We start from the raw sequence: 24,707 nt of genomic DNA, 5'->3' as shown, positions 1-24,707 counted from the left end.
CAGCTCCGTCTCGGCTCGGCAGGGAGACGTTCGACCCCGCGGCGCTGCCGCCCTCGGCGCACGCGAGGCCGAACCATCCCCCTGTGTCCTCAGGACATCGCATCCGGCAGCGCGGCTACAGGGACGAAGGTCCCGGAGCCTGGGCCCGAAAGCCCTACCGCGGGCCTGACCACCGGTTCGAGTGCGCTCCCGACCGCAGGCCGTCCGAGCGCCTGGTTGACCAGCGCCAGCACGTCCGACGTGGCCTTGCGCAGCTCAGACGTCTGTGGGCCGGACAGAACGTCGCAGATCCAGTTCCAATGCAGCGAGACCACGTCACCGGGCTGTACGTCGCGCGTCAGCCGGTAGCCGCGCGATCCGGTCAGCATCCACCGTACGACGGGATCTCCCAGCCGGAGCCTGCCGGCGACGTACTGCAACGGGCGTGTGCTCACATCGGCTGCCTCGCCGTGGACCGCCGTGACGGTCCCCCAGGAGATCCGGCAACTGTCCAGCACCCCCAACGGCTCGGCCGCGGGTCCCGCACGCAGCAACCCGGTCCACGGGTACACCGCGAAGACGTGGAAGTTGTGATGCGGCCTGCCGCCCAGGAGCGCCAACTGTGCCGGGTCGGTCAGCCCGAGGCCGAACCGGTCCGTCAGATGGGCCGCGAACAAGGAGCCAGGCACGTTGCGAAGAAGACGGTTGCCGATCCAGTACGCCTCGACCACGTCCGCATCGAGCGGCTCGCGCCTTGACGCGGAGGCGATCAGCGCGAGGTACGGCCAGGCACCCAGGAACCGGTGGGCGATCGCGGCGAGACCACGATCGACGACACCCAGACCGGCGTACTCCAACAACTCGGCGGAGTCCCCCGGCCCGCAGTAGCCGAGCGCGTTCGGCGGATACGCGTAGCGGGCGAACAGCAACGGCCCCGGGATCGTCAGGCTCAGGCCGGCGTCGGAGGCGGTCACGCGGCCGACACCGGCGTACGACGGGACCGGGCAACCGTGACCAGGCCCGCTCCTGCTGCGAGGAGCAGGATGCCCGCGGCGGTCTGTGGCGTGAGGTCCTTGCCGTTGACGATCGCGTCGAGGGCGGCCGTGATCACCGCGGCGACCACGAGTACGGCGGTCACGTCCACCGCGGGTGCCAGCGCCAGCGCGCGGTACCACGTCGCGACGTACCCACCCAGCAGGAGCCCGGTGAGCACGGCCCAGCGCCAGCCCTCCCCGGTCAGCCCGATCAACGCCGACCAGTGACCGCTCACCGCCACCCAGCCGATCAGCAGCACGACGCCGAGACCCATCCGCGCCACCGCGAGCACATCCGGCGGAATCGCCCCGACCAGCCGTTTGACCAGGATCACCTCGACGGCCCACAGCAGCGTCGCGGCCAGGATCATCCACTCGCCGGCGCCGAAGCGGAACCCGGCCAGCCCGCCGCCGAGCGCCGCCTGCCCGGCAAGCAGGAGCCCGATCGCGGCGTAGTGCAGGATCCCGAGTCGCTCACCCAGAATCGGCACGGCGAGCAACGCCACCCAGATCACCAGCGTCTTCTGCACGAACGCCGCATGCACCGACGACGCCCGTGCCAGACCGCTGAAGAACAACACGAACGGCACCGATCCACCGACAACGGCCACCACGAGCAACCCCAGCCACTGCCGCCGCGGCAACCGCAGCGCCGGCACCGATCGGCGGGTGCCGATCATCAGGAACACCAGTACGACGGCAGCGACCAGGTTCTTCGCCGTCGTGTACACGGTGGCGTCCCGCACGACGCGAACGCCGTACGAGTTGACGAAAACCGACACGCCGCTGATCAGCGCCGTGCCGAACGCAAGAGCAATTCCCCGTCCTCTAGACCCTGTCATCACTGTCCTCGAGTCGGTTGAGTGCGTATCCGGCATGTACCAGCACCACGTCGCCGACCACGGCGTCAGGCAAGAACGCGAAACAGACCTGCCGGCGTCCCTCCGCGGTCTGCACCGTGCCGGTCGGCGCCACCGGCGGCGCATCGGCGTCGAGCTCGACCACCCGCCCCACGAGTCCCACGCACATGTCAGGGAACCGGGACGCGGGCACGGGACGCGCGCGGGTCGCGCATCCGCCGGAGCGGTACGCCGATGCCGTAGGTCAGGAAGTGGTCCTCGGGGAAGATCTCGATGATCCGGCAACTCGACAGCCGCTCGGCAGGCACCAGGCCGGCCAACTGCGTCGACAGCGCATCGATGGTCGGCGCACCGGCCTGATGCACGACTGCTCGCGCATGGAAGCTGATCGTCGCCGGAGGAATCGGGAAGACCAACGACAACAGGCCACCGCGCCGGACGAGGACGGTCACCGCGACCTGATCGGTCGCCGGGATATGCACGGCCTTCCAGCTGTCCGGGGCCACCGCGACGTACAGCTGCCGCGGCCCGGCCGCGTAGACGACCCCACTCGACCGCGGCTGGCCGGTCGGGGTGACATAGCTCAGCACGGCGAACGACTGCTTGGTGATCGCCCGCCAGACCCGCTCGCCCGTCACCTTCGACGCTGCGCCCTCGACAACGGCTTCGGTCAGTCCAGTCATCGGAAGCCCCTTCCTGCCTGCCGAAAGTCAAACAAGCGGCGCCGGACCCCGGAAGGGCCGAAAGTCCTGACCCCTGCCCGGCAGGTCGACCGCGTATACCGCGGCCTCGATTCCCTGCCGAACGGCCTGGACAGGTCGGGACTGTTGCCCGCGGCGCAGGCACCCTCGCGGCGCCGATGGTGGAGGCAGGCGAACTAGTGGGAGGAGCCCCCGGTGTCCGATGTACTGCCGGCTGCGCACGTCGACTTCCTGCTTGCCGCGGCCGTCGCCGCGCCGAGCATGCACAACACCCAGCCCTGGCGGTTCCGGGTCGACGGGCACGTTATCGACGTCTGCCTCGACGGCTCCCGGACGCTGCCGGCCGAGGACCCGACCGGACGGGCGATGCGGATCGCCGCCGGGGCCGCGACCTTCAACCTGCGCTGCGCGGCCGAGTCCCTCGGCTACAGCACCTGGTTCGGGCTCGCGCCGTACCCGGAGGACGAGCCGGACCTGCTCGCCCGGGTCGTGCTCGAGCCCTCGGACACCCGCGACGACGAACTCTGCTCGCTCGCGGACCAGATCCCGCACCGCCACACCGACCGCAACCCGTCCGGCACCACACCGCTGACCGAGGACGTCAAGGTCTCCCTGCTGCAGGCCGCGTACGCGGAAGGCGCCCAACTCACCTGGCTGGGCGAGCCGGAGATCCGCGCCGTACGCGACATGATGCTGGACACCGACCTGCGCGAGATCAGCGACTGGCACCGCAGCGCCGAGCGTGCCCGCTGGGTCGGCGGAGCCCGGCCCGCCGAAGGGGTCCCCAGCTCCGCGCTCGGACCGCGATCGGCCGGCTATCCCGGGGCCACCCGCGACCTCGGCGCCCGGCCGCTCGACAAGCTGCGGACGGCATCCGCGTTCGAGGAGCACCTGGACCTCGCCGTACTGTCCACCGACTACGACGAGCCCCGCGACCAGGTCGCCGCCGGCGCGGCGCTCGAGCGCGTGCTGCTCGTCGCCGCCCGGGTGGACGTCAGCGCGTCGTTCCTCAACCAGATCCTCGAGTACGACGACCTGCGCCGCAAGGTCCAGCTCCTCACCCAGCACTCCGGCCACGCCGACATGATCATCCGGTTCACCCGCACCCACGCCGGCACCGGGACGTCCCGCCGCCCCCTCGCGGACTTCCGCGATCAGTGAGTCGTCCTTACCGGGTAGGGACTTTCGGCCCTACGGTCCGGGACCCGCCGGCTGAAAAACTGGCTGATACACGATCGCCCAGGAACGGACCGAGATGACCGCCGACCACTCCGCGCCCAGGGCCACGATCGCGCGCCGCCTGGAGAGCCTCGACGCGGCCACCTCTCTGGCGCTGCTCGCCGGTGTCGACTTCGGACGCGTCGTGTTCACCCGGGACGCCCTTCCTGCCGTCCGTCCCGTCAACCACTGCCTCGACGAGGGACAGATCATCGTCCGGACGAGACTCTCCGCCGCGGTCACCCGCGCCACCGGGGAGGTCGTCGCCTACGAGGCAGACGACCTCGACCCGGTACGCCGCCTCGGCTGGAGCGTCGTCGTCACCGGAACTGCGCGAACCGTGGACGACCCGGAGCGCATCGCCCGCCTCGAGCAAGTCCTTCATCCGTGGGTCGACCAGCCGATGAACCTCGTCATCGCGATCGACGCCCAACTCGTCACCGGCTACCGCTTCGTCGAGGACTCGCAGGCATGAACGTGCCGTGCGGCGTGTGAGGCTCAGCCGCACGGCACTCGGTGGTCGGAAGCATGCCCCTCAACACGCTCTCCGGCTGCAACCGCTACACGACAGTCCAGCACCCTCACGAGCACGCGCCCAGGGCCGAAGGTCCTGTCTTCACGCCAAGGACAGAAAGAGCTTCTCCATCTTCTTGGTGTCGACGCTGTCGGGGCCGTCGCCGTTCACGATGCACTGGCGTAGCCCGGTGGCGACGACCGCGAACCCGGCCCGATCGAGCGCGCGGGAGACCGCGGCCAACTGGGTGACGACGTCCTCGCAGTCCCGGCCGTCCTCCAGCATCCGCAGCACCCCGGCCAGCTGCCCTTGGGCACGCTTGATCCGGTTGACGACCGGACCGAGCTCACTCGAGTCGAGCGTTGTCATGCCTTCTCCTCATTGAGTGCCGCAAGCACGGCTTCCAGACGCTCCTTCGCTTCCTGCGCGACCGACCGTAGCTCAGGCGCGTCGTTCAGGCCGAGCATCACTTCCGGGTCGAACGCCTCGACCGCGCAGCTCGTCGCGTCGAGCGCCCGGACGACGACGTTGCACGGCAACATCGCGGCGATCGACGGATCCGCCTGCAGTGCCCGATACGCCAGCGGCGGACGACAGGCACCCAGGATCACCTGCTCTGGTACGTCGACCCCGAGTTTGGCGGCCAGCGTCGCCCTCAGGTCGATCTCGGTCAGCACTCCGAACCCCTGCTCGGCGAGCGCGGAGCGGACCGCCTCGACGGTCTCGCCGTACGGCCGGCCGACCTTCGTGTCCAGTGTGTAGCCGGGCATCACGCGCTCCGGGCGTCTTCGCGCGCCTTCGCCAGGTCCAGTCCGCGGACTGCCTCGATGACCTGCTCCAGCGCCTGCGCCGGCAGCGCGCCGGGCTGCGAGAAGACCAGCGAGCCTCCCTTGAAGGCCATCAGCGTCGGGATCGACGTGATCCGGGCCGCCGCGGCGAGCTCCTGCTCGGCCTCGGTGTCGACCTTGGCGAAGACAATGTCGGTGTGCTGGTCCGACGCGGCCGCGAAGATCGGCGCGAACATCCGGCACGGCCCGCACCACGACGCCCAGAAGTCGACCAGGACCATCTCGTTCCCGGTGATCGTCTGCTCGAAGTCGGCGGCCGACAGCTCGACGGTACTCATGTGCTCTCCTCCCGCCCCGGCCGGCGTCCGCGTCTCTCGCGATACCCCCGGGGGTGTTTCTACCAACAACCGTACATACCCCCGGAGGTATTCCCCAGAGGACTTTCGATCAACCTCCGCTGAGCGGGACCTGCCAGGTCAGGTGCGTGCCGCCGTCGGACGGGCTGGTCAGTTCGAAGTGGCCGCCGAGCGCGGTGGCGCGCTCCCGGAGGTTACGTAGGCCACTGCGGCGGGTCACGTCACCGACGCCACACCCGTTGTCGCGTAGCTGGACGACCAGATCGTCCGCCGCCTCCACGACCAGCTCGGCCGCCGATGCTCGTGCGTGCCGGACCAGGTTCGACAATCCCTCCCGGATCACAGCCAGCGCGTTGGCCGCGACGACCCCGCCGACCGACATGTCGACCGGGCCGGTGATCCGTACTCGCAGCTCGAACCCCAGCGCTTCTCCGGCCTGCCCGGCAAGCGTGCGGATCTCCTCGCTCACCGTGGCGGTACGCCGCGCCCGGGGACGATTCAGGGCGAAGACCGTGGCACGGATCTCGGCGGTGATGTCGTCGATCTCGGCGGTCACGGCGTCGAGGCGCTGCTTCACGTCGGGCCGCGCGACGGTGGCCGCGCCCTGGACCGACATCCCGAGGCCGATCACCCGATGGATGACGTGCTCGTGCAGGTCCCGCGCAATCCGGTCCTGCTCGGCGTACACCTCCTGTTGCGCCCGGGCGGCGGCCAGGTCCTCCTCGGCCTCGAGCCGCGCCCTGATGTCGCGCAGTACGACGGCGTAGCCGGTGACCGTGCCGTCGGTCCCCCGGATCGCCGCCACGGTGGCGGACACGTCGATCAGTGTTCCGTCCTCGCACTGCACGCGCGTGTCGAAAGGACCAGGCTGTTCGTCGGCATCGAACTGCTTGAACGCGGCGGCGACATCCTCGCGGGCTTCGATCGGCACCAGTACGTCGACCCGCCGGCCGACGATCTCCGTGGCCGGGTAGCCGAGCAGCCGCTCGGCACTCGCGTTCCAGGTCTGGACTACCCGGTCGGCACTCAGCGAGTACATCGTGTCGCTCGACGACTGCACGATCGCCGCCAGCCGCGCCTCGGCCTCCCGGGCCTGCTCCAGCTCGGCATACAACGCGATCAGGCCGCGGCTCGTCGCGTCCAGCTCTGCTCGCAGTTCGGCGATCTCGCGGTGGGCTGCTTCCAGGTCGGCCTCTACCGTCATCACTCCCCCTGAGCGCGCGGGTCCAGCCCGATGACAACGGTCGAGTCGTCGGTGTCACGCCCGCAATCTCGTTGCAGGACCGCGGCCATCACCGCCGGATCATGACCGGCGAGCCCCGGATAGCTGCCAAGGTCCCAGTGGCTACGTATTCCGTCGGTGGCGAGCACCAGCATAGCCCCGGCCGCCCACGGGTAGCGCTCCTCGTGCAGTCGCGGCAACGCCGCTTGGCCGCCCAGCGTTCCGTCCCGGGTGACCAGGTGCCGGCTCGCCTGAGCGAGCAGGACCCGTCCGGTCACGTTTCCCACCGCTGCCCAGACGAGCGTGTCCCGGCCTACGTCGATCGTCGCGGCGCCGGCCGCACCGCCGCGGGTATGACGCATGGCTTCGTGCGCCCGGCGGAGTACCTCTCCGGGGTCAGGTGCCGGGTCGTCGGTGAACGTTTCAAGCGCGGCGCGGGCTGCGTCGGCGGCCAGGTCGCCGTGGCCAAGTCCGTCGACGATCAGAGCGGTCACCATGCGGTGTCCGGTCGTCGCTACGGCCCATCCGTCGCCGGACGACGGGCCGTCGCGGTACGGCACGTTGACGCCGCCCCACCTGCCGATCAATGACGGATCGCCGCCGATGCGGGACAGCACCGCCGTCCCCCCAGGTCCCGAGTACGCGTCGAAGGCCGACGACTTCCGGGCGACACCGGCCAGCCCGGCCCCCAGTCCGCGGTACGGAGGCAGGCTCCAGGCCGCGGTTCCCCCAGTGCTGCTTCCGCCGGGATCGACGGCGAGCACCTCCAGCCCGGCCGGCGCGGTGTTCACCAGCAGGTAGCCGGGAGCGGAGGCGTGCCGGAGGATGTTGGTGGCCAGCTCGGTCACGATCAGCTCGACCTCACCGCGCCGTACCCCGGCGATCCGGTCCACGAGGTCCCCGACGGTACGGCGGGCCGCGCCGACGTCCTCCTCGAACTGGATCGACAGCCTGCGGCTGGGTGCTAGCGGGCCCATTTCACGATCACGACCGTTGTACCGGTGGGGTCGGAGTCAACTGTCATCTCGTCAGCCAGCCGCTTACTGCCCGGCAGCCCGAGCCCCAGGCCGCTGCCGCTCGAGAACCCGTCGGTGAGCGCCGCGTCGACGTCGTCGATGCCGGGTCCTTGGTCGGCGAACGTCGCTCGCACCCCTCGGCGCCGAAGGTTCACGACCTGCTCGACCTGGAGCGTGCCACGGCCACCGGTGGCGTAGATCAGGATGTTTCGCGCGAGCTCGCTGCCCGCGGTCACCAGTTTGGTCTGGTCGACCAGCCCTAGCCCCGCGTTGTCCGCGGCGGTGCGCAGCGCCTGCCGTACCCGGATCAGGTCGCTCTCGTCCTCGATCCTGAAGGCGACCCGGACGCCCTCATCCGGCTCGATCGCCATGGCCGCCCCCAGCCCGTAGCTTGCGCAGCAACACCAGCCCCTGCTCGGCGTTCAGGGCAGTGTCCAGCTGCCCCATCGGTACGCCGAGCTCGACCAGCGTGATGGCCACGGCCGGCTGGATACCGACCACGACGACTTCGGCACCCAGGAGCCGGACCATGCCGACGATCCGGGCGATCGCGCGGGCGATGAACGTGTCGACCACGATCAGCCCGCTGACGTCGATCAGCGCTCCCTTGGCATGCGTCCGCGCCACCTCGTCGGTGATCCGGCTCTCGATCCGCACCACGCTCGAGTCATCGAGGTCACCCTGCAGGCTGAGCAGTAGGGTGTCCCCGATCCGAAGTACCGGAATCGCTTCGCTCATGGGGTATCGGTGCGCTCGTGCACGATCCGGATCGCCAGTTGCAACGCGTCGCGCAGGGTGTTCCGGCTGCGTAGCTGACCGAGCTCGATCCCCAGGTGCACCATCGCCTGGGCCGTCTCCGGACGTACGCCGGACAGCACGCTCGCCGCGCCCATCAGGGTCGCCGCCTGGACCGTCTTCAGCAGGTGCTGGGCCACCAGCGTGTCGATGCTCGGCACGCCGCTGATGTCGAGGATCACCACCTCGGCCTGGCTGGCGGCGATCTTCTCCAGCAACCCCTCGGTCAGCCGCGCGGCCCGGACCGAGTCCAGCGTGCCGATGATGGGCAGCGCCAGGACCTTGTCCCAGACCTCGATGACCGGCGTGGAGAGCTCGAGGATCTCGTCGCGCTGGCGTTCGAGCCGCTGCTGGTACTCGCGCCGCTCGGTGACGTCACGGATCGCCGCCGACACCAGGGTGCCGTCCGCGGTCTGCAGCGGGCTGAGGCTGATCTCCGCCGGGAACTCGGTACCGTCGCGGCGCAGCGCGAACAGTTCCAGGCCCACCCCCATCGGCCGGGTCCGCGGATCCTCGAAGAACCGGCCGCGGTGACCGGGGTGCCGCCGGCGGAACCGCTCCGGGACCAGCATCTCCATCTCCTGGCCGACCAGGTCGTCCCGGGAGTACCCGAACAACTGCTCGGTCTGGCGGTTCACCCGCGCGATCCGGCCGTCGGCCTCGACGATCAGGATCGCGTCCGGTGCCACCTCGAGCAGATCACGGAACAAGAGGCCTGCCGCGTCCATCGGTTCGTCCCGAAGTATCGCCATCGATCCTCCATCTCACGAAGGACCGAGCATATCGCCGAGTCAGGACCAAAGCCCCTGGGCACACACGGCGCGGGCCGAATAGCGTCGACGACATGTGTGAACACTGCGGATGCCGTGCTGTCGAGCCGATCGCTCAGCTGATGGAGGAACACTACGAAATGCTCGATCTCTCCGGCCGGATCCGGACGCTACTCGTCGCGGGCGATCTCGCCGGTGCCAGTACGACCCTCGCCGACCTCGGCCGGCGGCTGACTCCGCACGCCCTCCGGGAGGAACGCGGGGTCTTCGCGGCGCTCCGGGAACAGGGCGACTTCGCCGCCGAAGTGCTGGATCTGGAGGCGGATCACCGGGCCTTCGACGAAATCCTCGCCGGACTCGACCCCACCGCGCCCGAATTCGAGCAGCGGGTCCGGACGTTCCTCGCCAACCTTTCACTGCACATCGATCGCGAGAACCTGGGCGTCTTCCCGGTCACTGTCGTCACGTTGGACGACGACGGCTGGGAGACCGTTGCCCGCGCGCACGCCGACGACCCGGCGGACACGCCGGTGACCCGCTAGGCGGACGGGTCGAAAGCCCTTGCGGATCGGGACTCTTGCCGCTGGCCGTGCGTGCTCCCGCGGCGGGACGCTGCAACCATGAGCGCGACGCAGTACTTGACCGAGGACGAGGTGGGCATCCTGCTCACCGCGGCATCGCATGCCCCGTCGATGCACAACACCCAGCCCTGGAAGTTCGAGATCCACGGACCGGTGATCGACGTACTGCGCGACTCCGAACGCGCACTGCCGGCGGCGGACCGCGGCGGACGGATGAGCCGCATCGGCCTCGGCGCAGCCGCCTTCAACCTGCGCGTGGCAGCGGCCCTACTCGGCCACGAGACCACGCTCGCCCTCGAACCCGATCCGGCTCGCCCCGACGTCGCACTCCGGATCTTCCTGGCCGCACGCAACGTACCTGTGCCCGGTCTGAGCTCGCTGTACGGCGAGATCACCCGGCGGCACACGTACCGCGGCCCGATGGCCGGCGTACCGATGCCGCCCGAACTGCGGCACAAACTCGCCGTGGCGGCCGGGAGCGAAGGCGCCGAACTGGACTGGCTGGACAGCAGCCAACGGACACGACTCGCCCACATCATCCAGACCGCCGACGAGCGCGACCTCCACGACGAGGACCGATTGCACGAACGCCTGCGGTGGATCGGCGACCGGCGCGAGGGAGACGGCGTACCCGGGGCCGCGCTCGGTCCGCTCCCCCAAGGACCCGCGATGGTCCGGGATCTGGCGGCGGGCTTCGACACCCCGGACCGCGAGCACGCGATCTTCGAGAGCACAGCGGCCGTCGCGGTGCTCTGCACGCCGTCCGAGGACACCCACGCCTGGCTCCGGGCGGGTATGGCTCTCCAGCGGCTGTTGCTGACAGCAACTTCCCACGATGTCGCCGCGTCGTTCCTGAACCAGCCGCTGGAGTACGCCGATCTCCGTGACGAGGTCCGCACTGTCGCCGGACGTCAGGCCTGGCCGCAGGTAATCCTCCGCTGCGGCTATCCGGCGCACAGCACAGGACACGCACCACGGCGGCACTGGAACGACACCCTGAGCGAATGGCACTGACATGGCGACTGTGGTCATCGGGTACGACAACTCGACGGGCGGTCAGGCCGCCCTGCAGTGGGCCGCCGCTGAAGCCCAGCGCCTGCACGCCCGGTTGCGGATCGTCCAGGTGTTCGAGCTGATCATCGCCACCCGTCCCTCGCCGGGCAAGATCGTCCCGCTCGCCGGGCTGCGGACCGCTCGGGAGCGCGGCCTGCACGCGCTCGCCGACGGGATCCGCGCCCAGCACCCGGACCTCGTGGTGCAGACCGTCCTGGTGGACGGTTCGCCGGCGGAGGTGCTGCTCGGGGAGAGCGCGCAGGCGACGATGATCGTGCTCGGATCGCGGGGGCTGGGCGGCTGGAGCGGCCTGCTGGTCGGCTCGGTGGCGGTCCAGGTCAGTACGCACGCGCAGTGCCCGGTAGTCGTCGTACGGCCCGAGCAGTTCCCTCGCCCGCACGAGAGGCCGGCTGTCGTGGTCGGCGTCGACGGTTCCAAGACGTCCGCCAAGGCGATCGACTTCGCCTTCGACCAGGCGGAGGCACGCGGCGCCGAACTGGTCGCCGTTCATGCCTGGACCAGGCCGTCGCCGACCGACGACGGCGGCGAACCGAGGCGCGACCTCAACGAGCAGGACGCGCTGGAATCCGGCCGGCTGCTCGTCGCCGAGTCGATCGCCGGCGCGCTCGCGGACCACCCGGACGTCCAGTGCGACACCAGGCTGGTCGTCGGCCATCCCGCCCACGCGTTGGTGCTGGCCGGCGAATCCGCCGAACTGGTGGTTGTCGGCTCCCGCGGTCGCGGCGGCTTCACCGGCCTCCTGCTCGGCTCCACCAGCCAGAACGTCCTGCACCACGCACCCTGCCCGGTCGCGATCGTGCGCTGACAGACCAGGAGGCGGAGATGCGTACCGAATCGCGAATCATCCCGACGCAGGACACGGCAGTCATCAGGGCCGTCCCCGTTCGCCCCTGCCACCTCCGCCCGGACCACAAGTTCGACGCGGTGACAGTCATCCCGGCCGCGCAACCCGACGTACTCGATCGGTCGGCTGCCGCGCTGCGCGACCGCCGCCGGCTACCCACGCTTCTTCCCTGAGCTCTCATGACCGCCATTCGTGTCTCCGGAGTCGTGAAGGACTTCGGCACGACCCGGGCTCTCGATCACTTGGACCTGACGGTGTCGGACGGCGAGGTGCACGGGTTCCTCGGTCCGAACGGGTCGGGGAAGACCACCACGATCCGCATCCTGCTCGGGCTGCTGCGTCGCGACGCCGGCGAGGTCGACCTGCTGGGTGGCGATCCATGGCGAGACGCGGCCGCGTTGCATCGGCGGCTGGCCTACGTTCCGGGCGAGGTCGACCTCTGGCCGAATCTCACCGGCGGGGAGGTCATCGACCTGCTGGGCAGGCTGCGCGGCGGCCTGAACGAGACCCGTCGCAAGGACCTCCTGGAACGGTTCGACCTGGACCCGACGAAGCGGTGCCACACGTATTCCAAGGGCAATCGGCAGAAGGTGGCAGTGGTCGCGGCGTTCGCGTCCGACGTCGAGTTGTACCTGCTCGACGAGCCCACGTCCGGTCTGGACCCGCTGATGGAGACCGTGTTCCAGGACGTCGTCCGCGAGCTCCGCACGGAGGGTCGCACCATCCTGTTGTCCAGCCACATCCTGTCCGAGGCAGAGGCCCTGTGCGACCGGATCACGATCATCAGGTCGGGCCGCGCGGTCGAGACGGGCAGCTTCGACGAGATGCGGCACCTGACCCGGACGACGGTCACGGCGGTCACCAGTCACTCCGTGGACGGCCTCGCCGGGCTGCCCGGCGTACACGACCTGTCGCAGGACGGTCAGGAGATTCGTTTCACGGTCGACCAGGCCGAGCTCAACCACGCCCTCCAGCGGCTGGTGGCGCTCGACGTCCAGTCGATCACCAGTACGCCGCCGACGCTGGAGGAGCTGTTCTTGCGTCACTACAACGGCTCCGAGCCGGTGGACTGACGGTGATCCGCCGGAGTACGAAGAGGTGAGAAGCATGACGACATCACGGAACTGCCGGCCGGCGTGCTGCCGATCGCATCGGTGTACTTCGATCCGCGGTCGGCCCCCGACGTCGTTCGTCTGAGGAGACGAGATCGTGCTCGCCCGTACCCTTCGGCGCGCGCCGGCGCCCCTGCAGATTCACGCCCTGACGACCCATGCCGGTCCGCGCCACCTTGGTGACGCGGACCGGTCGCGATGTCAGGCAGTGATCGCGGTCATGCTGTTCCAGCCGGTGCCGACGAGCACCGGCGGCAGGATCCATCCGCCGGTACCGTTGCCGCGGTACATGTACAGCTGACCGGAGGCGTTGCGGACCAGCAGGTCCACCTTCTTGTCGCCGTTGAAGTCCCACGGCGTCACGATCGCCGTCAGGTTCTGCCAACTGCTTCCGATCTGCGTACGGCCCGCCAGCCAGCCGCCCTTGCCGTCACCGCGGTAGAGCCACAGGTTGCCGCTCCCGTCGCGTGCGGTCACGTCGACGAAGCCGTCACCGTCGAAGTCGCCCGGTCCCCGCACCGAGGTCATCGCGTTCCAGCCGTACCCGTACCCGACCCGGGGCAGCCAGCCGCCCTTGCCGTCGCCCGGGTAGAGCCACAACTGGCCGGTGTTCTGCCGCGCCAGCAGGTCCATGTGGCCGTCACCGTTGAAGTCGCCCGGTCCGAAGACCGAGGTCATCGTGTTCCAGCCGCTGCCGAAGCGTTTCCAGCTGAGCCAACCTCCCTTGCCGTCACTGGAGTACAGCCGCAGGTACCCCGACCCGTCGACCGACATCAGGTCGGCGTGCCCGTCGCCGTCCCAGTCCCCCGGCGCGAGGATCGCGGTCATCGCGTCCCAGCCGTAGCTGTACCCGATACGGGACTTCCAGCCTCCGATGCCGTTGCCCGGGTAGAGCCAGAGCCGCCCGGCGGTGTCGACGGACAGCACGTCCGAGTTGCCGTCACCGTTGAAGTCGTTGTTCTTGACGACCACGGCGGCCGACGTGGCCGTCTTCGTCGCCGTCTGCCCGGCTGCGGAGGAGATCGACGCACCGGCCAGCAGCAGGCTCACGCCGGCCAGCAGTACCAGTCCCGCTCGTCCTCCGAGGCGCAAGCGTTCACGCATGAGAATTCCCCCTCGTCCCTCGGTTCGGTGGCAGCCCACCAGCGGCTGCCCTTCGGCCACACCAAACCGGACTAGCGCAGATTTCTCCAGGGCCAAAGGTCCCGACTTCGTCACCGGCCGGGGACGGGGACCAACAGGGCCGGCCCGAGGGACCTTCGGCTCTACGCGGGTTCTCGAGGGCGGCGCACAGTCGGGACATGAACGCCCTGCCCGAGTGGATCCTCGCGTTCAGCGGGTACGACCCGGCCGACGAGCGCCGGCGCGAGGCGCTGTGCACGACCGGGAACGGGTACTTCGCGACCCGCGGAGCGTGGGCAGGATCGATGGCGGGTGAGCATCACTATCCGGGGACCTATCTGGCCGGCTACTACAACCGGCTGACCGACACGATCGGCGACGCCCGCGTCGAGAACGAGAGTCTGGTCAACCTGCCCGACTGGCTGCCGCTCACGGTCGCCGTCGACGACGGGGAGTGGTGGACGCCCGACAACAGCGAGGTCCTCCAGCACGATCTCGAGCTGAACGTACGGCGTGGTGTGGTGACCCGCCGGTTCGCGCTCCGGGACCCGGCCGGCCGGGAACTGCGCGGGGTCGAGCGCCGCTTCGCGAGCATGGCCGATCCGCATCTCGCCGGGCAGACCCTCGCCGTCACCGTCGTGAACTGGTCCGGCCGGCTCCGGATCGGGTCGGCCGTCCACGGCGACGTCACGAACTCCGGCGTCGACCGGTACCGCAAGCTCGCGGCCCGCCACCTGACCGATCTCCGCCCGGAGGCCGATCGCGATCTGCTGGTCACGGCGACCCTGAGCCAGTCCCGCCACCGCGTCACGGTCGGCACCCGCACCGTTGCCACGCACCGCGGATCGCCGCTCGAGGGATGGACGACGTCCAGCGACAGCGACTCGGCGTACGCCGAACTCTCCGTCGACGTCACGGCGGGAGACGTCGTCGGCATCGAGAAGATCGTCGCGCTGCACGGCTCCCGCGATGTGGGGATCTCCGAACCGCGCCTGGCCACCCGGCTCGCGCTCGACAACGCGCCACGTTTCGCGGACCTCCTGGACGCGCATGTGCTCGCATGGTCGCAGCTGTGGCGCCGGTTCGCGGTGGATCTCGAGGAGACGTACGACGGCACGCTCGGCGCGCTCCGGTTGAACATCTTCCACCTGCTGCAGTCGGTCTCGCCGCACAGCGTGGACGCGGACACCGGCGTACCGGCGCGCGGCCTGCACGGCGAGGCGTACCGCGGGCACGTCTTCTGGGACGAGCTCTTCGTCTTCCCGGTGCTCACGCTGCGGATGCCGGAACTCAGCCGCGCCCTGCTGCGCTACCGGTACCGCCGGCTGCCCGCCGCCCGGCTGGCGGCGCGGAGGCTCGGTCTTCCCGGCGCGATGTTCCCCTGGCAGTCGGGCAGCGACGGACGCGAGGAGAGCCCGCGGATCCACCTGAACCCGTTGTCGGGGCACTGGACCGAGGATGGATCGTACCGGCAGCGGCACGTCGGCCTGGCGGTCGCCTACACGATGTGGCAGTACGTCGAGGTCACCGGCGACCTGGACTTCCTCGCCGACCACGGCGCCGAGGTGATCGTCGAGATCGCCCGGTTCTTCGCCGGCCTCACCGAGTACGACACCGGTCGCGACCGGTACGTGATCCGGGACGTGGTCGGCCCCGACGAGTTCCACACCTGCGTCGACAACAACGCCTACACCAACGTCATGGCCGTCTGGCTGTTCGGCGCCGCGGCCCGCGCGCTGGACCGGCTGCCGTCCTGGCGGCGTACCGAACTCGTCGACTCGCTCGGTCTGCGGCAGGAGGAGCGCAACCACTGGGACGAGCTCACCCGCCGCATGTACGTACCGTTCCACGACGGCGTGATCAGCCAGTTCGAGGGCTACGAGCAGCTCGCCGAGCTCGACTGGGCGCGGTACCGGCAGGAGTACGGCGACATCCGCCGGCTGGACCGGATCCTCGAGGCCGAGGGCCGGGACGTGGCGTCCTACCAGGTTTCCAAACAGGCCGACGTGCTGATGCTTCTCTACCTGCTGCCGAGCAACGACTTGCATGCCCTGCTGGAGCGGCTCGGCTATCGGTTGTCCGGCGCCGTCATCCGCCGGACCGTCGAGTACTATCTCGCCCGCACCTGCCACGGCTCGACGCTCAGCGCGATCGTCCACGCCTGGGGCCTGGCCACCCTCGACCCGGACCGCGCGCTCGCGTTCCTCGAGCAGGCACTGCACAGTGACGCCGGCGAGGCGTTGCGCACCGGCACCACCGCCGAAGGCGTCCATCTCGGGGCGATGGCCGGTAGCGCCGACCTGATCCAGCGCTGCTTCACCGGGCTCACGACGGCCAACGACGTACTCCGTTTCCGCCCCCGCTGGCCGGCCAAGCTCGGGACCTTCGAGATGGCGCTGCGGTACCACGGCCACCGCCTGGTCGCGCAGATCTCGAGCACGGCCGTCACGCTCACGGTCGACGCCGGGCCGGGCCCTGCCATCGAAGCCCGCTGTTACGGACACTCCCGGCAACTGAAGCCGGGCGACAGCCACACCTGGATGTCCACACGCTGAGGAGGGTCTCGACTTCCTCGCTTTCGTCGAATTCCTCAGCGCCTGACGGACGCGACGACCCTGCCGTGAGGTGACCTTCGGCCCTTCGGCGCGGCGCCGGGGCGGGTTTCACTGAAGGTAGGCGAGGGAAGCCAGGCGAAAGGGTACGGAGTAGCGGTTACCCCAGGCCGTTCACCGTACATCTCGGCCCGCTGCAGTAGCGGCGGTTGGCTTCCCCCGCTCGTCGACATTGTGGCGCTTTACGGGAGCCGGTGGTTCGGTCGTCGTTGGAGGTTCGACATGGCAAGGATCAAGGGTGAGATCACGGTCGGTCGTCCCGTCGAGGTGGTGTTCGACTATGTCGCCGACCAGACGAACGAGCCGCACTACAACCCGAGCATGGTTCGCGCCGAGATGGTGACCGCCGGACCGATCGGCAAGGGGACCCGATTCCGGTCCGCGGTGCGGTCCGGAGGGCGGACCGCGGAGATGCTCATCGAGTACACCAGCTTCGAGCGACCGCGACTGCTCGCCTCCGTCACGACGATGGAGCAGGCCGAGATCGAGTACACGCTGACGTTCGAACGGTCCCCGCGGGGGACCTGCATGCGCTGGTCCGGACAGGTGTTGCCGAAGGGCGCGTTCCGGCTGCTGGGGCCGTTGATCACCTGGATGGGAGTGCGCCAGGAGCAGCGGATCTGGGACGGGATGAAGAGGCGCCTGGAAGCCGGACCCACCACGGACTAGCGCAGGCCGGCATTCCTTACCCGATGCCTGGTCAATCCTCTGGTCAGCCGTGGCGCACTGGAATGGTCGCTCCGGTCATCGCGCCACCGTCCGTGCAGACTTCAGCTCGGCCAGTACTGCGTCGACGAGTCTGGGCAGGGCGTCCGCAACCGGGGCCGAGAAATCGGTGCCGAAGGAGACGTCGGCGGCTTCGACTGCGTAGACGACCAGCCGCTGCGGGAGATGATCGAGCGCTTCGCCGAGGCGGAGCGCGTCCGGGATACCGAGGCTGTGCGAGCCCGCCGAATGCGTGTGCACCTCGGCAGCCGGCTCGGCGCTGCCGGCCGCCGTGTGCTGGTGTAAGGGAACCTCGGTGCGGTAGAACTCGCCCGGGTCGGATGGTTCGCAGAGTACGGCGTCGACGACGATCGCCAGCGGTACGCCGGACCAGTCGTCGATGAGCCGCGCAGGTTCGCCGTCCGACACGAGCAGCCGGACCCCGGGCAGCCACCGGTCCTCGAGCGCCGCGATCAGGGCGGGTCCGATGCCGTCGTCGCGGCGGTACTCGTTGCCGACGCCGATCACCACCACCGCCGCCGTCACTGCCGCTCCACGGTGAGGTCGAGGAAGTGCGTCGAGCAGGAGATGCAGGGGTCGTAGTTGCGGATCGTCTGCTCGCACAACCCGGTCAGCCGCTCGTCGCCGAGGTGCAGGTTGGCCGCGACCAGCCGCCGCAGATCCTCCTCGATCGCGGCCTGGTTCTGCGCCGTCGGCGGCACGATCGTCGCCGACCGGACCAGCCCGTCGGCACCGATCCCGTACCGGTGGTACAGCAGTCCCCGCGGCGCCTCACTCAGGCCGTGCCCCACCCCGTCGCGCGCCGGTACGACGACGTACGACGGCTCCGGCGGTTCGTACGACTCGATCAGTCGCAGCGCCTCCTCGACGGCGTACACGACCTCGATCGCCCGGACCACGATGCTCCGGAACGGGTTGCGGCACTCGCTCCCGAGGCCGACGTCGGCCGCGAGCCCGAGCGCCAGCGGCGACAGGTGTTCGTGGTTGAGGGTGTACCGCGCCAACGGACCGGTGAGGTACCGGCCCCCGTCGAGGGAGGCGTGCAGGGCGGTCGAGTGCGGCACCTGCTCCTCGACCACATGATTGCTGAAGGCATCGACTTCGAAGGCGGGGCCGTTGCTCCGGCGCAGCGTCGTTCCACTCTCGATCGCGTACTGCGCCGGGTCGTAGACGGCGAGGAGCTCGTGGTCGAGCTCCAGGTCGGGGAAGTCGAACCCGGCGACCCACCGCACTGTCGCGATCGCGGCGTCCAGCGCCGGCCGCAACTGCTCGGCGAGCCGGTCCAGCTGCGCGCGGCCCGGTGCCGCGTAGAAGCCGCCGACCCGGACGTTGATCGGGTGGATCGCGCGGCCGCCGACGAGTTCCAGGATCGCGTTGCCGGACTTCTTCAGCATCAGCCCGCGTTCGACGATCTCCCGGTGATCCGCGGCCAGCGCGATCGCGTCCGGGTAGCCGAGGAAGTCCGGGGCGTGCAGCAGGTAGATGTGCAGCGCGTGGCTCGAGATCCACTCACCGCAGTACAGCAGTCGCCGCAGCTCCCGGATCGGTCCGCCGACCCGGACCCCGCAGGCGTCCTCGATCGCGTTGCACGCACTGGTCTGGTAGGCGACCGGGCAGATACCGCAGATCCGCGCGGTGATGTCCGGCGGCTCGGTGTAACCGCGGCCGCGCAGCAACGCCTCGAAGAACCGCGGCGGTTCGTAGATCTGCAGGTCCGCGCGCTCCACTTCGCCGTCCCGGACGGTGACGTGGAGTGCGCCCTCCCCCTCCACCCTGGCGAGTGAGCTGACCTTCAGCTGCCGCGCACGGTGACTCACGACGACCATCCTCCGGATGCTGCGTTGAACGTACGGAACACCCGGTCCACGTCACCGTCCGACATCCCCGCCGCTCGCAACCGCGGAATGAGGGCGGCCACGTTCGGCTTCGTCATCGGCCCGAAGCAGCCGAAGCACCCCCGCCGGTACGCCGGGCACAGCGCGCCGCATCCGGCGTGCGTGACCGGTCCGAGGCACGGCGTACCCTCGGCGACCATCACACAGGTCAGCCCGCGGCGCTTGCACTCGGTGCAGACCGAGGTGTCGGGCAGGTCCGGCTTGCGGCCCGCCAGGAACGCCGTCAGGACCTCGAGCAGCTGCCGCCGGTCGATCGGGCAGCCGCGCAGCTCGAAGTCCACCGCGACATGGTCGGCGATCGCCGTCGAGGTGGCCAGGGTCTCGATGTAGTCCGGCCGGGCGTACACCACCGACGCGAACTCGGCCACGTCGCCGAAGTTCCGCAACGCCTGGATCCCGCCGGCCGTGGCGCACGCGCCGATCGCCACCAGCACCTTCGACTCGGCCCGGATCTGCCGGATCCGGTCGGCGTCCCCAGGCGTGGTGATCGACCCCTCGACCAGCGTCACGTCGTACGGCCCGGGCCGGACCGCACTGGAAGCCTCCAGGAAATGGGCGATCCGGACGCGGCCGGCCAGCGCGAGCAGCTCGTCCTCGCAGTCCAGCACCGTCAGCTGGCAACCGTCACACGAGGCGAGCTTGAACACCGCAAGCGTCGGAGTATCCATCGTCTGCGAGCACACCAGACCGTACTGCGATCCACCAGGGACGGACGACCGCCGCGACCGGGACCTTAGGCCCTTGGACCGTACGGCGGTCCTCGGGACGATCACGCTTATGAACCAGGCGATCATCGACGACCTCGGCGCCCTCGTCGAGGAGCTGATCGCGGACGGGTACCGGGTCGTCGGGCCGACCGTCTCCGGCAGCGCGATCCAGCTCGCCGAACTCACCAGCGCGGGCCAACTGCCGGCCGGCTGGGGTGTCGAGACGGGCCCCGGGCACTACCGGCTGCGGCGGCGCGAGGACGACGCTTTGTTCGGCCATTCCGCCGGGCCGCAGTCCTGGAAGACCTTCCTGCACCCTCCGCACCGCAAGCTGTGGTCCACCGGCCCGGACGGGTCGTTCCAGGCAGCCGAGGAGGAAACGCCGCGGTACGCACTGCTCGGCGTCCGCGGGTGTGACCTGGCCGCGATCGGAAAGCTCCGCGACGTGCTGCGGCTCGACGGATCGTTCGCCGCCCGTCACCAGGCGTTGTTCGTCGTCGCGGTGAACTGCACCGAGCCGGGCGAGGTGTGCTTCTGCGCTTCGATGGGCACGGGACCCGCCGCCGGACCGGGAGCGGACCTGACGCTCACCGAGATGACCGGCCACTTCGTCGTCGAGGCCGGCACCGAGGCGGGACTCGAGCTGCTCGACCGGCTCGACCATCGCGACGCGACTGCCGACGAGACCGGCGGTGCGGCCGCGGCGGTCGCGGCCGCCGCGCAGCACATGGGCCGCGCGATGCCCGAGGTGGACCTGCGGGCCCTGCTGGTCGGCAGTCGTGAGTCGTCGCACTGGGAGGACGTCGCCGAGTGGTGCCTGACCTGCGGCAACTGCACGATGGTCTGCCCGACCTGCTTCTGCACCACGACCGAGGACGTCACGGACCTGACCGGCGACCACGCCGAGCGCCGGCAGCGTTGGTCGTCGTGCTTCGAGCTCGACTTCTCGTACGTGCACGGCGGCAGTGTCCGCACCTCCGGCGAGAGCCGCTACCGGCAGTGGATCACCCACAAACTCGGCACCTGGCACGACCAGTTCGGCGGGTCCGGCTGCGTCGGCTGCGGTCGCTGCATCGCCTGGTGCCCCGTCGGTATCGATCTCACCGAGGAAGTCGGAAGGCTCGCTCATGCCTGACCTGTTCGACGGTCTGACCGCCCACGAACGCGAGGCCCTCCTGCGCACGTCGCACGAAGAGTTCTACGACGACGGCGAGCGGATCTTCGACGAAGGCGGCCGGGCCGGCTACTGCTGGTGGATCCGGCACGGCCGCGTGGCGCTCGACACCGCCGTACCAGGTCGGGGCCATGTCGTGATCGAGACCCTCGGCCCCGATGACGTGCTCGGGTGGTCCTGGCTGGTTCCGCCGTTCCGCTGGCATTTCGGTGCGCGCGCGATCGGAACCGTCGAGGCGACAGCGTTCGCCGCGGAGCAGTTACGGGTCCTCGCGGACCAGGACCCGCGGCTCGGGTACCTTCTGACCCGGCAGCTGATGGGCGTCCTGCTCGACCGGCTGCAGTCGACCCGGGCGCGCTTGCTGGATCTGTATGCCTGAGCCGATGCTGCCCTCGAGGTACCGCGTGGCCGGTCGCACGACCGAGACCCGCGACTCGGCCACGCTCCGGCTGGAGCCGCTCGACGATCGGCTCGCCCCGTTCCACGCGGGCCAGTTCGCGATGCTCTACGCGTACGGCGTCGGCGAGGTCGCGATCTCGATCAGCGGCATGGAGGACGCGACCCTGCTCCACACCGTGCGGTCCGTCGGCGCGGTCAGCCGGGCGCTGCACGACTCGACCACCGGAACCGTCATCGGCGTCCGCGGCCCGTTCGGTACGACGTGGGCACCGGAAGGTGCCGCCGGCAACGATCTGGTCGTGGTGGCCGGCGGTGTCGGACTGGCGCCGCTGCGTCCGGTCGTGCTGGCCGCGCTGGCCGATCGGGCGGCGTACCGCAAGGTCGTCGTGATCGCCGGCGCGCGGACCCCGGCCGAGTTCCTGTTCCGTGCCGAGCTGGAGGCCTGGGCCGCACGCGACGACCTGGATGTCGAGCTCACCGTCGACGGCCCTGCGGCCGGCTGGGACGGGACGGTCGGATTCGTCACCGGGCCACTGGCCCGGCTACGGCTCGACCCGGAACGGACCGTCGCGTTCCTCTGCGGCCCGGAGCCGATGATGCGTTTCAGCGCCCAGGTCCTGCTCCGCGCAGGGGTCCCGGCCGAGCGGATCCGGGTCTCGCTCGAACGCTCGATGAAATGCGGGATCGCCCTGTGCGGGCACTGTCAGCTCGGCCCGTTGCTGGTCTGCCGCGACGGGCCTGTGGTGACGTACGCCGTTGCCCAACCCCTGCTCGCCGTACCGGAGCTGTGAACCGCCGAAGGTCCGCCGGAACCGGTGACATTGGTCCCTACGGAAACACCACCGGCGGAGAAACGATCACGGTGAGGGAGCTGATCGACCCGGTCAGCCGAACAGGGAAGAGAGGGAGATGAGCGACATGGCAGACATCCAGTCGACTGCCTGGACGCGCCCGCAGGACTGGTTGAGCCTGCTCGCGGGCCTGTACCTGGCCCTGTCGCCGCTGTGGGTCACCGTCGACACCACAGGGACCTGGGCGATGTCCGTGATCGGAGGGGTGGTCGCAGTGCTGGCGCTGATCGCGCTTGCGATGCCGGGCGCCTACTTCGACGAAGGCGTCACCGCGCTCGGTGGGGTCGCGGCGTTCATCGCGCCGTGGGTCTTCACCTACACCGACACGAACGCGGCCGCGTGGACCTCGTGGATCGCAGGTGGTGTGGTCATCCTCGCCGCGCTGGCGGCGATGCCCGCGAGCCGGTCGGTCTACCGCCACGAGCACCACATGGCCTGACCGCAATCCGGCGGATGCGCCGGCGAGCCCGGCGCATCCGCCCCGTCCTGGAGGTGACAGCACATGCTGACGATCAAGCAGGCGGCCGCTGACTTCCTGGCGCACCACCGGATCGCCGTGACCGGCGTGTCCCGGAACCCGCTGGGGCACGGCGCGAACGTCGTGTACCGGCGGCTTCGCGACCGTGGGTACGAGGTGTTCGCGATCAATCCGAACGCCGACGAGGCCGAGGGCGATCCGTGTTACCCCGACCTCGCGTCCGTTCCCGGCGGCGTCGAGGCGGTGGTTATCGCGACTCGGCCGGAGACCGCCGAGGAGACGATGCGCGAATGCGTCGCGCTCGGCATCGACCAGGTCTGGATGCATCGCGGGTACGGCGACGGCAGCGTGTCGCAGCCGGCTCTGGTGTACGGCGTACAGCACGGCGTCACGGTGATCGCGGGCGGTTGCCCGCTGATGTTCGGCACGACCTCCGACACCGGCCACAAGGTCATGCGCCTGGTCGAGACCGCGACCGGCAAAGTACCGCGGCGGGTGTGAACCATGCGATGGCTGCACGGACTCGACCGGTGGATGTACCGCGGCGGCCGGCTCAACCGGGCGGCGCGGTTCCTGAACCGGCTCAGCGCGATCCAGTACGCCAGCGGGTTCGCCGCGCCCGCGCGGGCGGTCACGCTCGAGGTGGTCGGCCGGAAGAGCGGCCGGGTGATCGCGTTCCCGTTGGTACTCACGCAGTACCACGGTGAGCGGTACCTGGTCGCGATGCTCGGCGACGGGACCAACTGGGTCCACAACATCCACGCGGCGCAAGGGCATGCCGTACTGCGGCACGGCTACCGCGAGGAAGTGCTCCTCGAGGAGGTCGCCCCGGATGCGCGTGCACCGATCCTCCGCCACTACCTTGAGCTCGCTCCGGGTGCCCGAGGGCACTTCCCCGTCGAGCGCGACGCACCACTGAGGGAGTTCGAGCGCATCGCACCGCAGTACCCCGTCTTCCGCGTCACCCATGCCCCACGACTCGCCACACTCGGTGGAACGCCATGACCAATTCGTCTCCAGGACCAGCCAATCGTCGCAGCCGGGTGGCGCTTGTCGTCGTCTCGGTCGTCGCCACCCTGGCACTGGCCGTCGCCGCGACCGCGATCATCACCCGCCGCTCGAACACCGGCGGCCCGGCGGCACCTGCCGTACCGACGACCACCGTCACGGCGACGCCGGGAACGACGTCGCTGTCGCCCGGTACGCGCACCCCGCTGTCCCCCACACAAACGCCGACGCGAACCCACAGCGCCGCCGATGCCCTCGCCGCGTTCTTCGCAGCTGCCGGCGCTCTCGACCGGCAACTGAGCACCGCGGCGTCCGCGATCAACGCGGCAGGCCCACCGTGGGCCGCCGTCACCCCGAGGATCGCTCACCTTGTGAGCGCCGCGGACCTCCGTCCGGTCGCGCGGACGATCCCGGCCGGCCTGCCGGCCGATCTCCGCACCGCGGTGATCCTGACCTACAGCGACCTCGCCTCCCGTCGCGACTCGATGGGATCGTTCGCGTTCGCCGGATCGACCGAGCCGCGGACCTCCGCGGAGCTCCTGCGCGAGCTCGGAAACGGCCACCCGGCGGCCGCCCGCTTCGCTCGCGACCTCGCCGCAGCCAGGTCGCTGGCGAGCGAGTCCCCCGAGATCGGCGCCGTACCCAAGAGCTCGCGGCAGACCGCCGAGGTGCTGCTGCTCGTCCAGTACGTCGACGGCCTCAACGGCGGCTGCGAAAGCCGCGGCGGCGCCGTACTCACCGAACTTCCCCCGATCACCTGGCACCACGAGGAAGCCGAACCTCATCGCGACGGAACGATCGGCGGCGTCTGGTTCACCGCACACCTCACGTCGAACGGCGACTGGCAAACCGCCCTGTCTGCCTGCTGATC

32 protein-coding genes are annotated in these 24,707 nt (G+C 70.0%); 16 read left to right on the top strand and 16 right to left on the bottom strand.

Features of this window, described 5'->3' with window-relative positions; translation table 11 throughout:
• Positions 1 to 89: 89 nt before the first annotated feature.
• The 4 genes from AB0M51_RS21820 to AB0M51_RS21805 are packed head-to-tail and all read right to left on the bottom strand — an operon-like array spanning position 90 to position 2,556.
• Positions 90 to 953, bottom strand: a complete 864-nt coding sequence (locus tag AB0M51_RS21820) for a DUF6390 family protein (protein WP_363750033.1) — start codon at positions 951 to 953, stop codon at positions 90 to 92.
• Positions 950 to 1,855: a DMT family transporter gene (locus AB0M51_RS21815; RefSeq protein ID WP_363750031.1), complete on the bottom strand. Its 906-nt coding sequence runs from the start codon at positions 1,853 to 1,855 to the stop codon at positions 950 to 952. The genes AB0M51_RS21820 and AB0M51_RS21815 overlap by 4 nt, the downstream gene beginning before the upstream one ends.
• Positions 1,842 to 2,036 (bottom strand): HypC/HybG/HupF family hydrogenase formation chaperone, encoded by a 195-nt coding sequence (locus tag AB0M51_RS21810; protein WP_344196059.1) that lies wholly within the window; start codon positions 2,034 to 2,036, stop codon positions 1,842 to 1,844. Before AB0M51_RS21810 ends, AB0M51_RS21815 begins: the two co-directional genes overlap by 14 nt.
• Positions 2,037 to 2,043: 7 nt before the next feature.
• Positions 2,044 to 2,556, bottom strand: a complete 513-nt coding sequence (locus AB0M51_RS21805) for a pyridoxamine 5'-phosphate oxidase family protein (protein WP_363750028.1) — start codon at positions 2,554 to 2,556, stop codon at positions 2,044 to 2,046.
• Positions 2,557 to 2,769: 213 nt separating this feature from the next.
• Here AB0M51_RS21805 and AB0M51_RS21800 point away from each other — a divergent pair, with 213 nt between their 5' ends.
• A complete protein-coding gene (locus AB0M51_RS21800) occupies positions 2,770 to 3,735 on the top strand; it encodes a hypothetical protein (protein WP_363750026.1) in 966 nt (321 codons plus the stop codon).
• Positions 3,736 to 3,829: 94 nt separating this feature from the next.
• Positions 3,830 to 4,267, top strand: a complete 438-nt coding sequence (locus AB0M51_RS21795; RefSeq protein WP_363750024.1) for a pyridoxamine 5'-phosphate oxidase family protein — start codon at positions 3,830 to 3,832, stop codon at positions 4,265 to 4,267.
• A 141-nt stretch (positions 4,268 to 4,408) separates the two neighbouring features.
• Here the strand turns inward: AB0M51_RS21795 and AB0M51_RS21790 are convergent, their stop codons facing one another.
• The 8 genes from AB0M51_RS21790 to AB0M51_RS21755 form a co-directional block, all read right to left on the bottom strand.
• Positions 4,409 to 4,675: a metal-sensitive transcriptional regulator gene (locus AB0M51_RS21790; RefSeq protein ID WP_344196067.1), complete on the bottom strand. Its 267-nt coding sequence runs from the start codon at positions 4,673 to 4,675 to the stop codon at positions 4,409 to 4,411.
• Positions 4,672 to 5,076 (bottom strand): DUF302 domain-containing protein, encoded by a 405-nt coding sequence (locus tag AB0M51_RS21785; RefSeq protein WP_363750022.1) that lies wholly within the window; start codon positions 5,074 to 5,076, stop codon positions 4,672 to 4,674. Before AB0M51_RS21785 ends, AB0M51_RS21790 begins: the two co-directional genes overlap by 4 nt.
• On the bottom strand, positions 5,076 to 5,432 hold the full coding sequence (gene trxA, locus AB0M51_RS21780) for a thioredoxin (protein WP_344196071.1): 357 nt from the start codon (positions 5,430 to 5,432) through the stop codon (positions 5,076 to 5,078). Before trxA ends, AB0M51_RS21785 begins: the two co-directional genes overlap by 1 nt.
• A gap of 109 nt (positions 5,433 to 5,541) precedes the next feature.
• Positions 5,542 to 6,654 (bottom strand): PAS domain S-box protein, encoded by a 1,113-nt coding sequence (locus AB0M51_RS21775; RefSeq protein ID WP_344196073.1) that lies wholly within the window; start codon positions 6,652 to 6,654, stop codon positions 5,542 to 5,544.
• Positions 6,654 to 7,649: a SpoIIE family protein phosphatase gene (locus AB0M51_RS21770; protein ID WP_363750019.1), complete on the bottom strand. Its 996-nt coding sequence runs from the start codon at positions 7,647 to 7,649 to the stop codon at positions 6,654 to 6,656. Before AB0M51_RS21770 ends, AB0M51_RS21775 begins: the two co-directional genes overlap by 1 nt.
• On the bottom strand, positions 7,637 to 8,059 hold the full coding sequence (locus tag AB0M51_RS21765) for an ATP-binding protein (protein WP_344196077.1): 423 nt from the start codon (positions 8,057 to 8,059) through the stop codon (positions 7,637 to 7,639). The genes AB0M51_RS21770 and AB0M51_RS21765 overlap by 13 nt, the downstream gene beginning before the upstream one ends.
• Positions 8,040 to 8,426 carry an STAS domain-containing protein gene (locus AB0M51_RS21760; RefSeq protein WP_344196079.1) on the bottom strand — a complete coding sequence of 129 codons (387 nt, stop codon included), beginning with the start codon at positions 8,424 to 8,426 and terminating at the stop codon, positions 8,040 to 8,042. Before AB0M51_RS21760 ends, AB0M51_RS21765 begins: the two co-directional genes overlap by 20 nt.
• Complete coding sequence (locus AB0M51_RS21755; protein WP_344196081.1) at positions 8,423 to 9,235, bottom strand: PAS domain S-box protein; 813 nt, start codon at positions 9,233 to 9,235, stop codon at positions 8,423 to 8,425. Before AB0M51_RS21755 ends, AB0M51_RS21760 begins: the two co-directional genes overlap by 4 nt.
• Positions 9,236 to 9,327: 92 nt before the next feature.
• On the opposite strand from AB0M51_RS21755, the gene AB0M51_RS21750 reads away from it, so the two are divergent.
• From AB0M51_RS21750 to AB0M51_RS21730, 5 genes are all read left to right on the top strand, one after another.
• The gene (locus tag AB0M51_RS21750; protein WP_363750016.1) at positions 9,328 to 9,795 is read left to right on the top strand and encodes a hemerythrin domain-containing protein; all 468 of its coding nucleotides are present in this window, start codon (positions 9,328 to 9,330) and stop codon (positions 9,793 to 9,795) included.
• A gap of 78 nt (positions 9,796 to 9,873) precedes the next feature.
• A complete protein-coding gene (locus tag AB0M51_RS21745) occupies positions 9,874 to 10,848 on the top strand; it encodes a hypothetical protein (RefSeq protein WP_344196085.1) in 975 nt (324 codons plus the stop codon).
• A gap of 1 nt (position 10,849) precedes the next feature.
• Entirely contained in the window at positions 10,850 to 11,713 is an 864-nt protein-coding gene (locus tag AB0M51_RS21740; protein ID WP_363750014.1) for a universal stress protein, read from the top strand.
• 17 nt (positions 11,714 to 11,730) lie between these two features.
• Positions 11,731 to 11,925, top strand: coding sequence for a hypothetical protein (locus tag AB0M51_RS21735; RefSeq protein WP_363750012.1), 195 nt, complete (start codon positions 11,731 to 11,733; stop codon positions 11,923 to 11,925).
• Between the two features lie 6 nt (positions 11,926 to 11,931).
• Positions 11,932 to 12,825, top strand: coding sequence for an ABC transporter ATP-binding protein (locus tag AB0M51_RS21730; protein ID WP_344196091.1), 894 nt, complete (start codon positions 11,932 to 11,934; stop codon positions 12,823 to 12,825).
• 240 nt (positions 12,826 to 13,065) lie between these two features.
• Here the strand turns inward: AB0M51_RS21730 and AB0M51_RS21725 are convergent, their stop codons facing one another.
• Complete coding sequence (locus AB0M51_RS21725; protein WP_344196093.1) at positions 13,066 to 13,968, bottom strand: VCBS repeat-containing protein; 903 nt, start codon at positions 13,966 to 13,968, stop codon at positions 13,066 to 13,068.
• 197 nt (positions 13,969 to 14,165) lie between these two features.
• Between AB0M51_RS21725 and AB0M51_RS21720 the strand changes: the two genes are divergently transcribed.
• Together AB0M51_RS21720 and AB0M51_RS21715 are read left to right on the top strand one after the other, a co-directional pair.
• Positions 14,166 to 16,541 carry a glycosyl hydrolase family 65 protein gene (locus AB0M51_RS21720; protein WP_344196095.1) on the top strand — a complete coding sequence of 792 codons (2,376 nt, stop codon included), beginning with the start codon at positions 14,166 to 14,168 and terminating at the stop codon, positions 16,539 to 16,541.
• A gap of 279 nt (positions 16,542 to 16,820) precedes the next feature.
• A complete protein-coding gene (locus AB0M51_RS21715) occupies positions 16,821 to 17,267 on the top strand; it encodes an SRPBCC family protein (RefSeq protein WP_344196097.1) in 447 nt (148 codons plus the stop codon).
• A gap of 75 nt (positions 17,268 to 17,342) precedes the next feature.
• On the opposite strand, the gene AB0M51_RS21710 is transcribed toward AB0M51_RS21715, so the two are convergent.
• The 3 genes from AB0M51_RS21710 to AB0M51_RS21700 are packed head-to-tail and all read right to left on the bottom strand — an operon-like array spanning position 17,343 to position 19,887.
• Positions 17,343 to 17,849 (bottom strand): hydrogenase maturation protease, encoded by a 507-nt coding sequence (locus AB0M51_RS21710; protein ID WP_344196099.1) that lies wholly within the window; start codon positions 17,847 to 17,849, stop codon positions 17,343 to 17,345.
• A complete protein-coding gene (locus tag AB0M51_RS21705) occupies positions 17,846 to 19,141 on the bottom strand; it encodes a Ni/Fe hydrogenase subunit alpha (protein ID WP_344196101.1) in 1,296 nt (431 codons plus the stop codon). Before AB0M51_RS21705 ends, AB0M51_RS21710 begins: the two co-directional genes overlap by 4 nt.
• Entirely contained in the window at positions 19,138 to 19,887 is a 750-nt protein-coding gene (locus tag AB0M51_RS21700; RefSeq protein WP_344196103.1) for a hypothetical protein, read from the bottom strand. Before AB0M51_RS21700 ends, AB0M51_RS21705 begins: the two co-directional genes overlap by 4 nt.
• A 109-nt stretch (positions 19,888 to 19,996) precedes the next feature.
• Between AB0M51_RS21700 and AB0M51_RS21695 the strand changes: the two genes are divergently transcribed.
• The 7 genes from AB0M51_RS21695 to AB0M51_RS21665 all read left to right on the top strand — a co-directional run bounded on the left by AB0M51_RS21695 (position 19,997) and on the right by AB0M51_RS21665 (position 24,705).
• Complete coding sequence (locus tag AB0M51_RS21695; RefSeq protein ID WP_344196105.1) at positions 19,997 to 21,061, top strand: 4Fe-4S dicluster domain-containing protein; 1,065 nt, start codon at positions 19,997 to 19,999, stop codon at positions 21,059 to 21,061.
• Positions 21,054 to 21,479 carry a cyclic nucleotide-binding domain-containing protein gene (locus AB0M51_RS21690; protein ID WP_344196107.1) on the top strand — a complete coding sequence of 142 codons (426 nt, stop codon included), beginning with the start codon at positions 21,054 to 21,056 and terminating at the stop codon, positions 21,477 to 21,479. Before AB0M51_RS21695 ends, AB0M51_RS21690 begins: the two co-directional genes overlap by 8 nt.
• 4 nt (positions 21,480 to 21,483) lie before the next feature.
• The gene (locus AB0M51_RS21685; protein ID WP_344196109.1) at positions 21,484 to 22,290 is read left to right on the top strand and encodes an FAD/NAD(P)-binding protein; all 807 of its coding nucleotides are present in this window, start codon (positions 21,484 to 21,486) and stop codon (positions 22,288 to 22,290) included.
• Positions 22,291 to 22,408: 118 nt separating this feature from the next.
• Positions 22,409 to 22,789: an SPW repeat protein gene (locus AB0M51_RS21680; protein WP_344196111.1), complete on the top strand. Its 381-nt coding sequence runs from the start codon at positions 22,409 to 22,411 to the stop codon at positions 22,787 to 22,789.
• A gap of 63 nt (positions 22,790 to 22,852) precedes the next feature.
• Positions 22,853 to 23,329 (top strand): CoA-binding protein, encoded by a 477-nt coding sequence (locus AB0M51_RS21675; RefSeq protein WP_344196113.1) that lies wholly within the window; start codon positions 22,853 to 22,855, stop codon positions 23,327 to 23,329.
• 3 nt (positions 23,330 to 23,332) lie between these two features.
• Positions 23,333 to 23,833 (top strand): nitroreductase/quinone reductase family protein, encoded by a 501-nt coding sequence (locus AB0M51_RS21670; RefSeq protein ID WP_363750007.1) that lies wholly within the window; start codon positions 23,333 to 23,335, stop codon positions 23,831 to 23,833.
• Positions 23,834 to 23,871: 38 nt separating this feature from the next.
• Positions 23,872 to 24,705 carry a hypothetical protein gene (locus tag AB0M51_RS21665; protein ID WP_344196117.1) on the top strand — a complete coding sequence of 278 codons (834 nt, stop codon included), beginning with the start codon at positions 23,872 to 23,874 and terminating at the stop codon, positions 24,703 to 24,705.
• The last annotated feature ends 2 nt before the right edge of the window (positions 24,706 to 24,707 follow it).

The organism is Kribbella sp. NPDC051137 (assembly GCF_040682535.1).
In the GTDB taxonomy this organism is placed as follows: domain Bacteria; phylum Actinomycetota; class Actinomycetes; order Propionibacteriales; family Kribbellaceae; genus Kribbella; species Kribbella karoonensis.
This window is presented reverse-complemented; position numbering and strand designations above follow the sequence as displayed.

Bases quoted from the DNA above. Each gene is read 5' to 3' on its own strand.
- AB0M51_RS21715 (WP_344196097.1), top strand. From the start codon at position 16,821: ATGGCAAGGATCAAGGGTGAGATCACGGTCGGTCGTCCCGTCGAGGTG.
- AB0M51_RS21755 (WP_344196081.1), bottom strand. From the start codon at position 9,235: ATGGCGATACTTCGGGACGAACCGATGGACGCGGCAGGCCTCTTGTTC.
- AB0M51_RS21695 (WP_344196105.1), top strand. From the start codon at position 19,997: ATGAACCAGGCGATCATCGACGACCTCGGCGCCCTCGTCGAGGAGCTG.
- AB0M51_RS21815 (WP_363750031.1), bottom strand. From the start codon at position 1,855: ATGACAGGGTCTAGAGGACGGGGAATTGCTCTTGCGTTCGGCACGGCG.
- AB0M51_RS21725 (WP_344196093.1), bottom strand. From the start codon at position 13,968: ATGCGTGAACGCTTGCGCCTCGGAGGACGAGCGGGACTGGTACTGCTG.
- AB0M51_RS21740 (WP_363750014.1), top strand. From the start codon at position 10,850: ATGGCGACTGTGGTCATCGGGTACGACAACTCGACGGGCGGTCAGGCC.
- AB0M51_RS21730 (WP_344196091.1), top strand. From the start codon at position 11,932: ATGACCGCCATTCGTGTCTCCGGAGTCGTGAAGGACTTCGGCACGACC.
- AB0M51_RS21790 (WP_344196067.1), bottom strand. From the start codon at position 4,675: ATGACAACGCTCGACTCGAGTGAGCTCGGTCCGGTCGTCAACCGGATC.
- AB0M51_RS21805 (WP_363750028.1), bottom strand. From the start codon at position 2,556: ATGACTGGACTGACCGAAGCCGTTGTCGAGGGCGCAGCGTCGAAGGTG.
- AB0M51_RS21700 (WP_344196103.1), bottom strand. From the start codon at position 19,887: ATGGATACTCCGACGCTTGCGGTGTTCAAGCTCGCCTCGTGTGACGGT.
- AB0M51_RS21720 (WP_344196095.1), top strand. From the start codon at position 14,166: ATGAACGCCCTGCCCGAGTGGATCCTCGCGTTCAGCGGGTACGACCCG.
- AB0M51_RS21785 (WP_363750022.1), bottom strand. From the start codon at position 5,076: ATGCCCGGCTACACACTGGACACGAAGGTCGGCCGGCCGTACGGCGAG.
- AB0M51_RS21770 (WP_363750019.1), bottom strand. From the start codon at position 7,649: ATGGGCCCGCTAGCACCCAGCCGCAGGCTGTCGATCCAGTTCGAGGAG.
- AB0M51_RS21775 (WP_344196073.1), bottom strand. From the start codon at position 6,654: ATGACGGTAGAGGCCGACCTGGAAGCAGCCCACCGCGAGATCGCCGAA.
- AB0M51_RS21690 (WP_344196107.1), top strand. From the start codon at position 21,054: ATGCCTGACCTGTTCGACGGTCTGACCGCCCACGAACGCGAGGCCCTC.
- AB0M51_RS21680 (WP_344196111.1), top strand. From the start codon at position 22,409: ATGAGCGACATGGCAGACATCCAGTCGACTGCCTGGACGCGCCCGCAG.
- AB0M51_RS21745 (WP_344196085.1), top strand. From the start codon at position 9,874: ATGAGCGCGACGCAGTACTTGACCGAGGACGAGGTGGGCATCCTGCTC.
- AB0M51_RS21750 (WP_363750016.1), top strand. From the start codon at position 9,328: ATGTGTGAACACTGCGGATGCCGTGCTGTCGAGCCGATCGCTCAGCTG.
- AB0M51_RS21735 (WP_363750012.1), top strand. From the start codon at position 11,731: ATGCGTACCGAATCGCGAATCATCCCGACGCAGGACACGGCAGTCATC.
- AB0M51_RS21675 (WP_344196113.1), top strand. From the start codon at position 22,853: ATGCTGACGATCAAGCAGGCGGCCGCTGACTTCCTGGCGCACCACCGG.
- AB0M51_RS21685 (WP_344196109.1), top strand. From the start codon at position 21,484: ATGCTGCCCTCGAGGTACCGCGTGGCCGGTCGCACGACCGAGACCCGC.
- AB0M51_RS21795 (WP_363750024.1), top strand. From the start codon at position 3,830: ATGACCGCCGACCACTCCGCGCCCAGGGCCACGATCGCGCGCCGCCTG.
- AB0M51_RS21760 (WP_344196079.1), bottom strand. From the start codon at position 8,426: ATGAGCGAAGCGATTCCGGTACTTCGGATCGGGGACACCCTACTGCTC.
- AB0M51_RS21765 (WP_344196077.1), bottom strand. From the start codon at position 8,059: ATGGCGATCGAGCCGGATGAGGGCGTCCGGGTCGCCTTCAGGATCGAG.
- trxA (WP_344196071.1), bottom strand. From the start codon at position 5,432: ATGAGTACCGTCGAGCTGTCGGCCGCCGACTTCGAGCAGACGATCACC.
- AB0M51_RS21670 (WP_363750007.1), top strand. From the start codon at position 23,333: ATGCGATGGCTGCACGGACTCGACCGGTGGATGTACCGCGGCGGCCGG.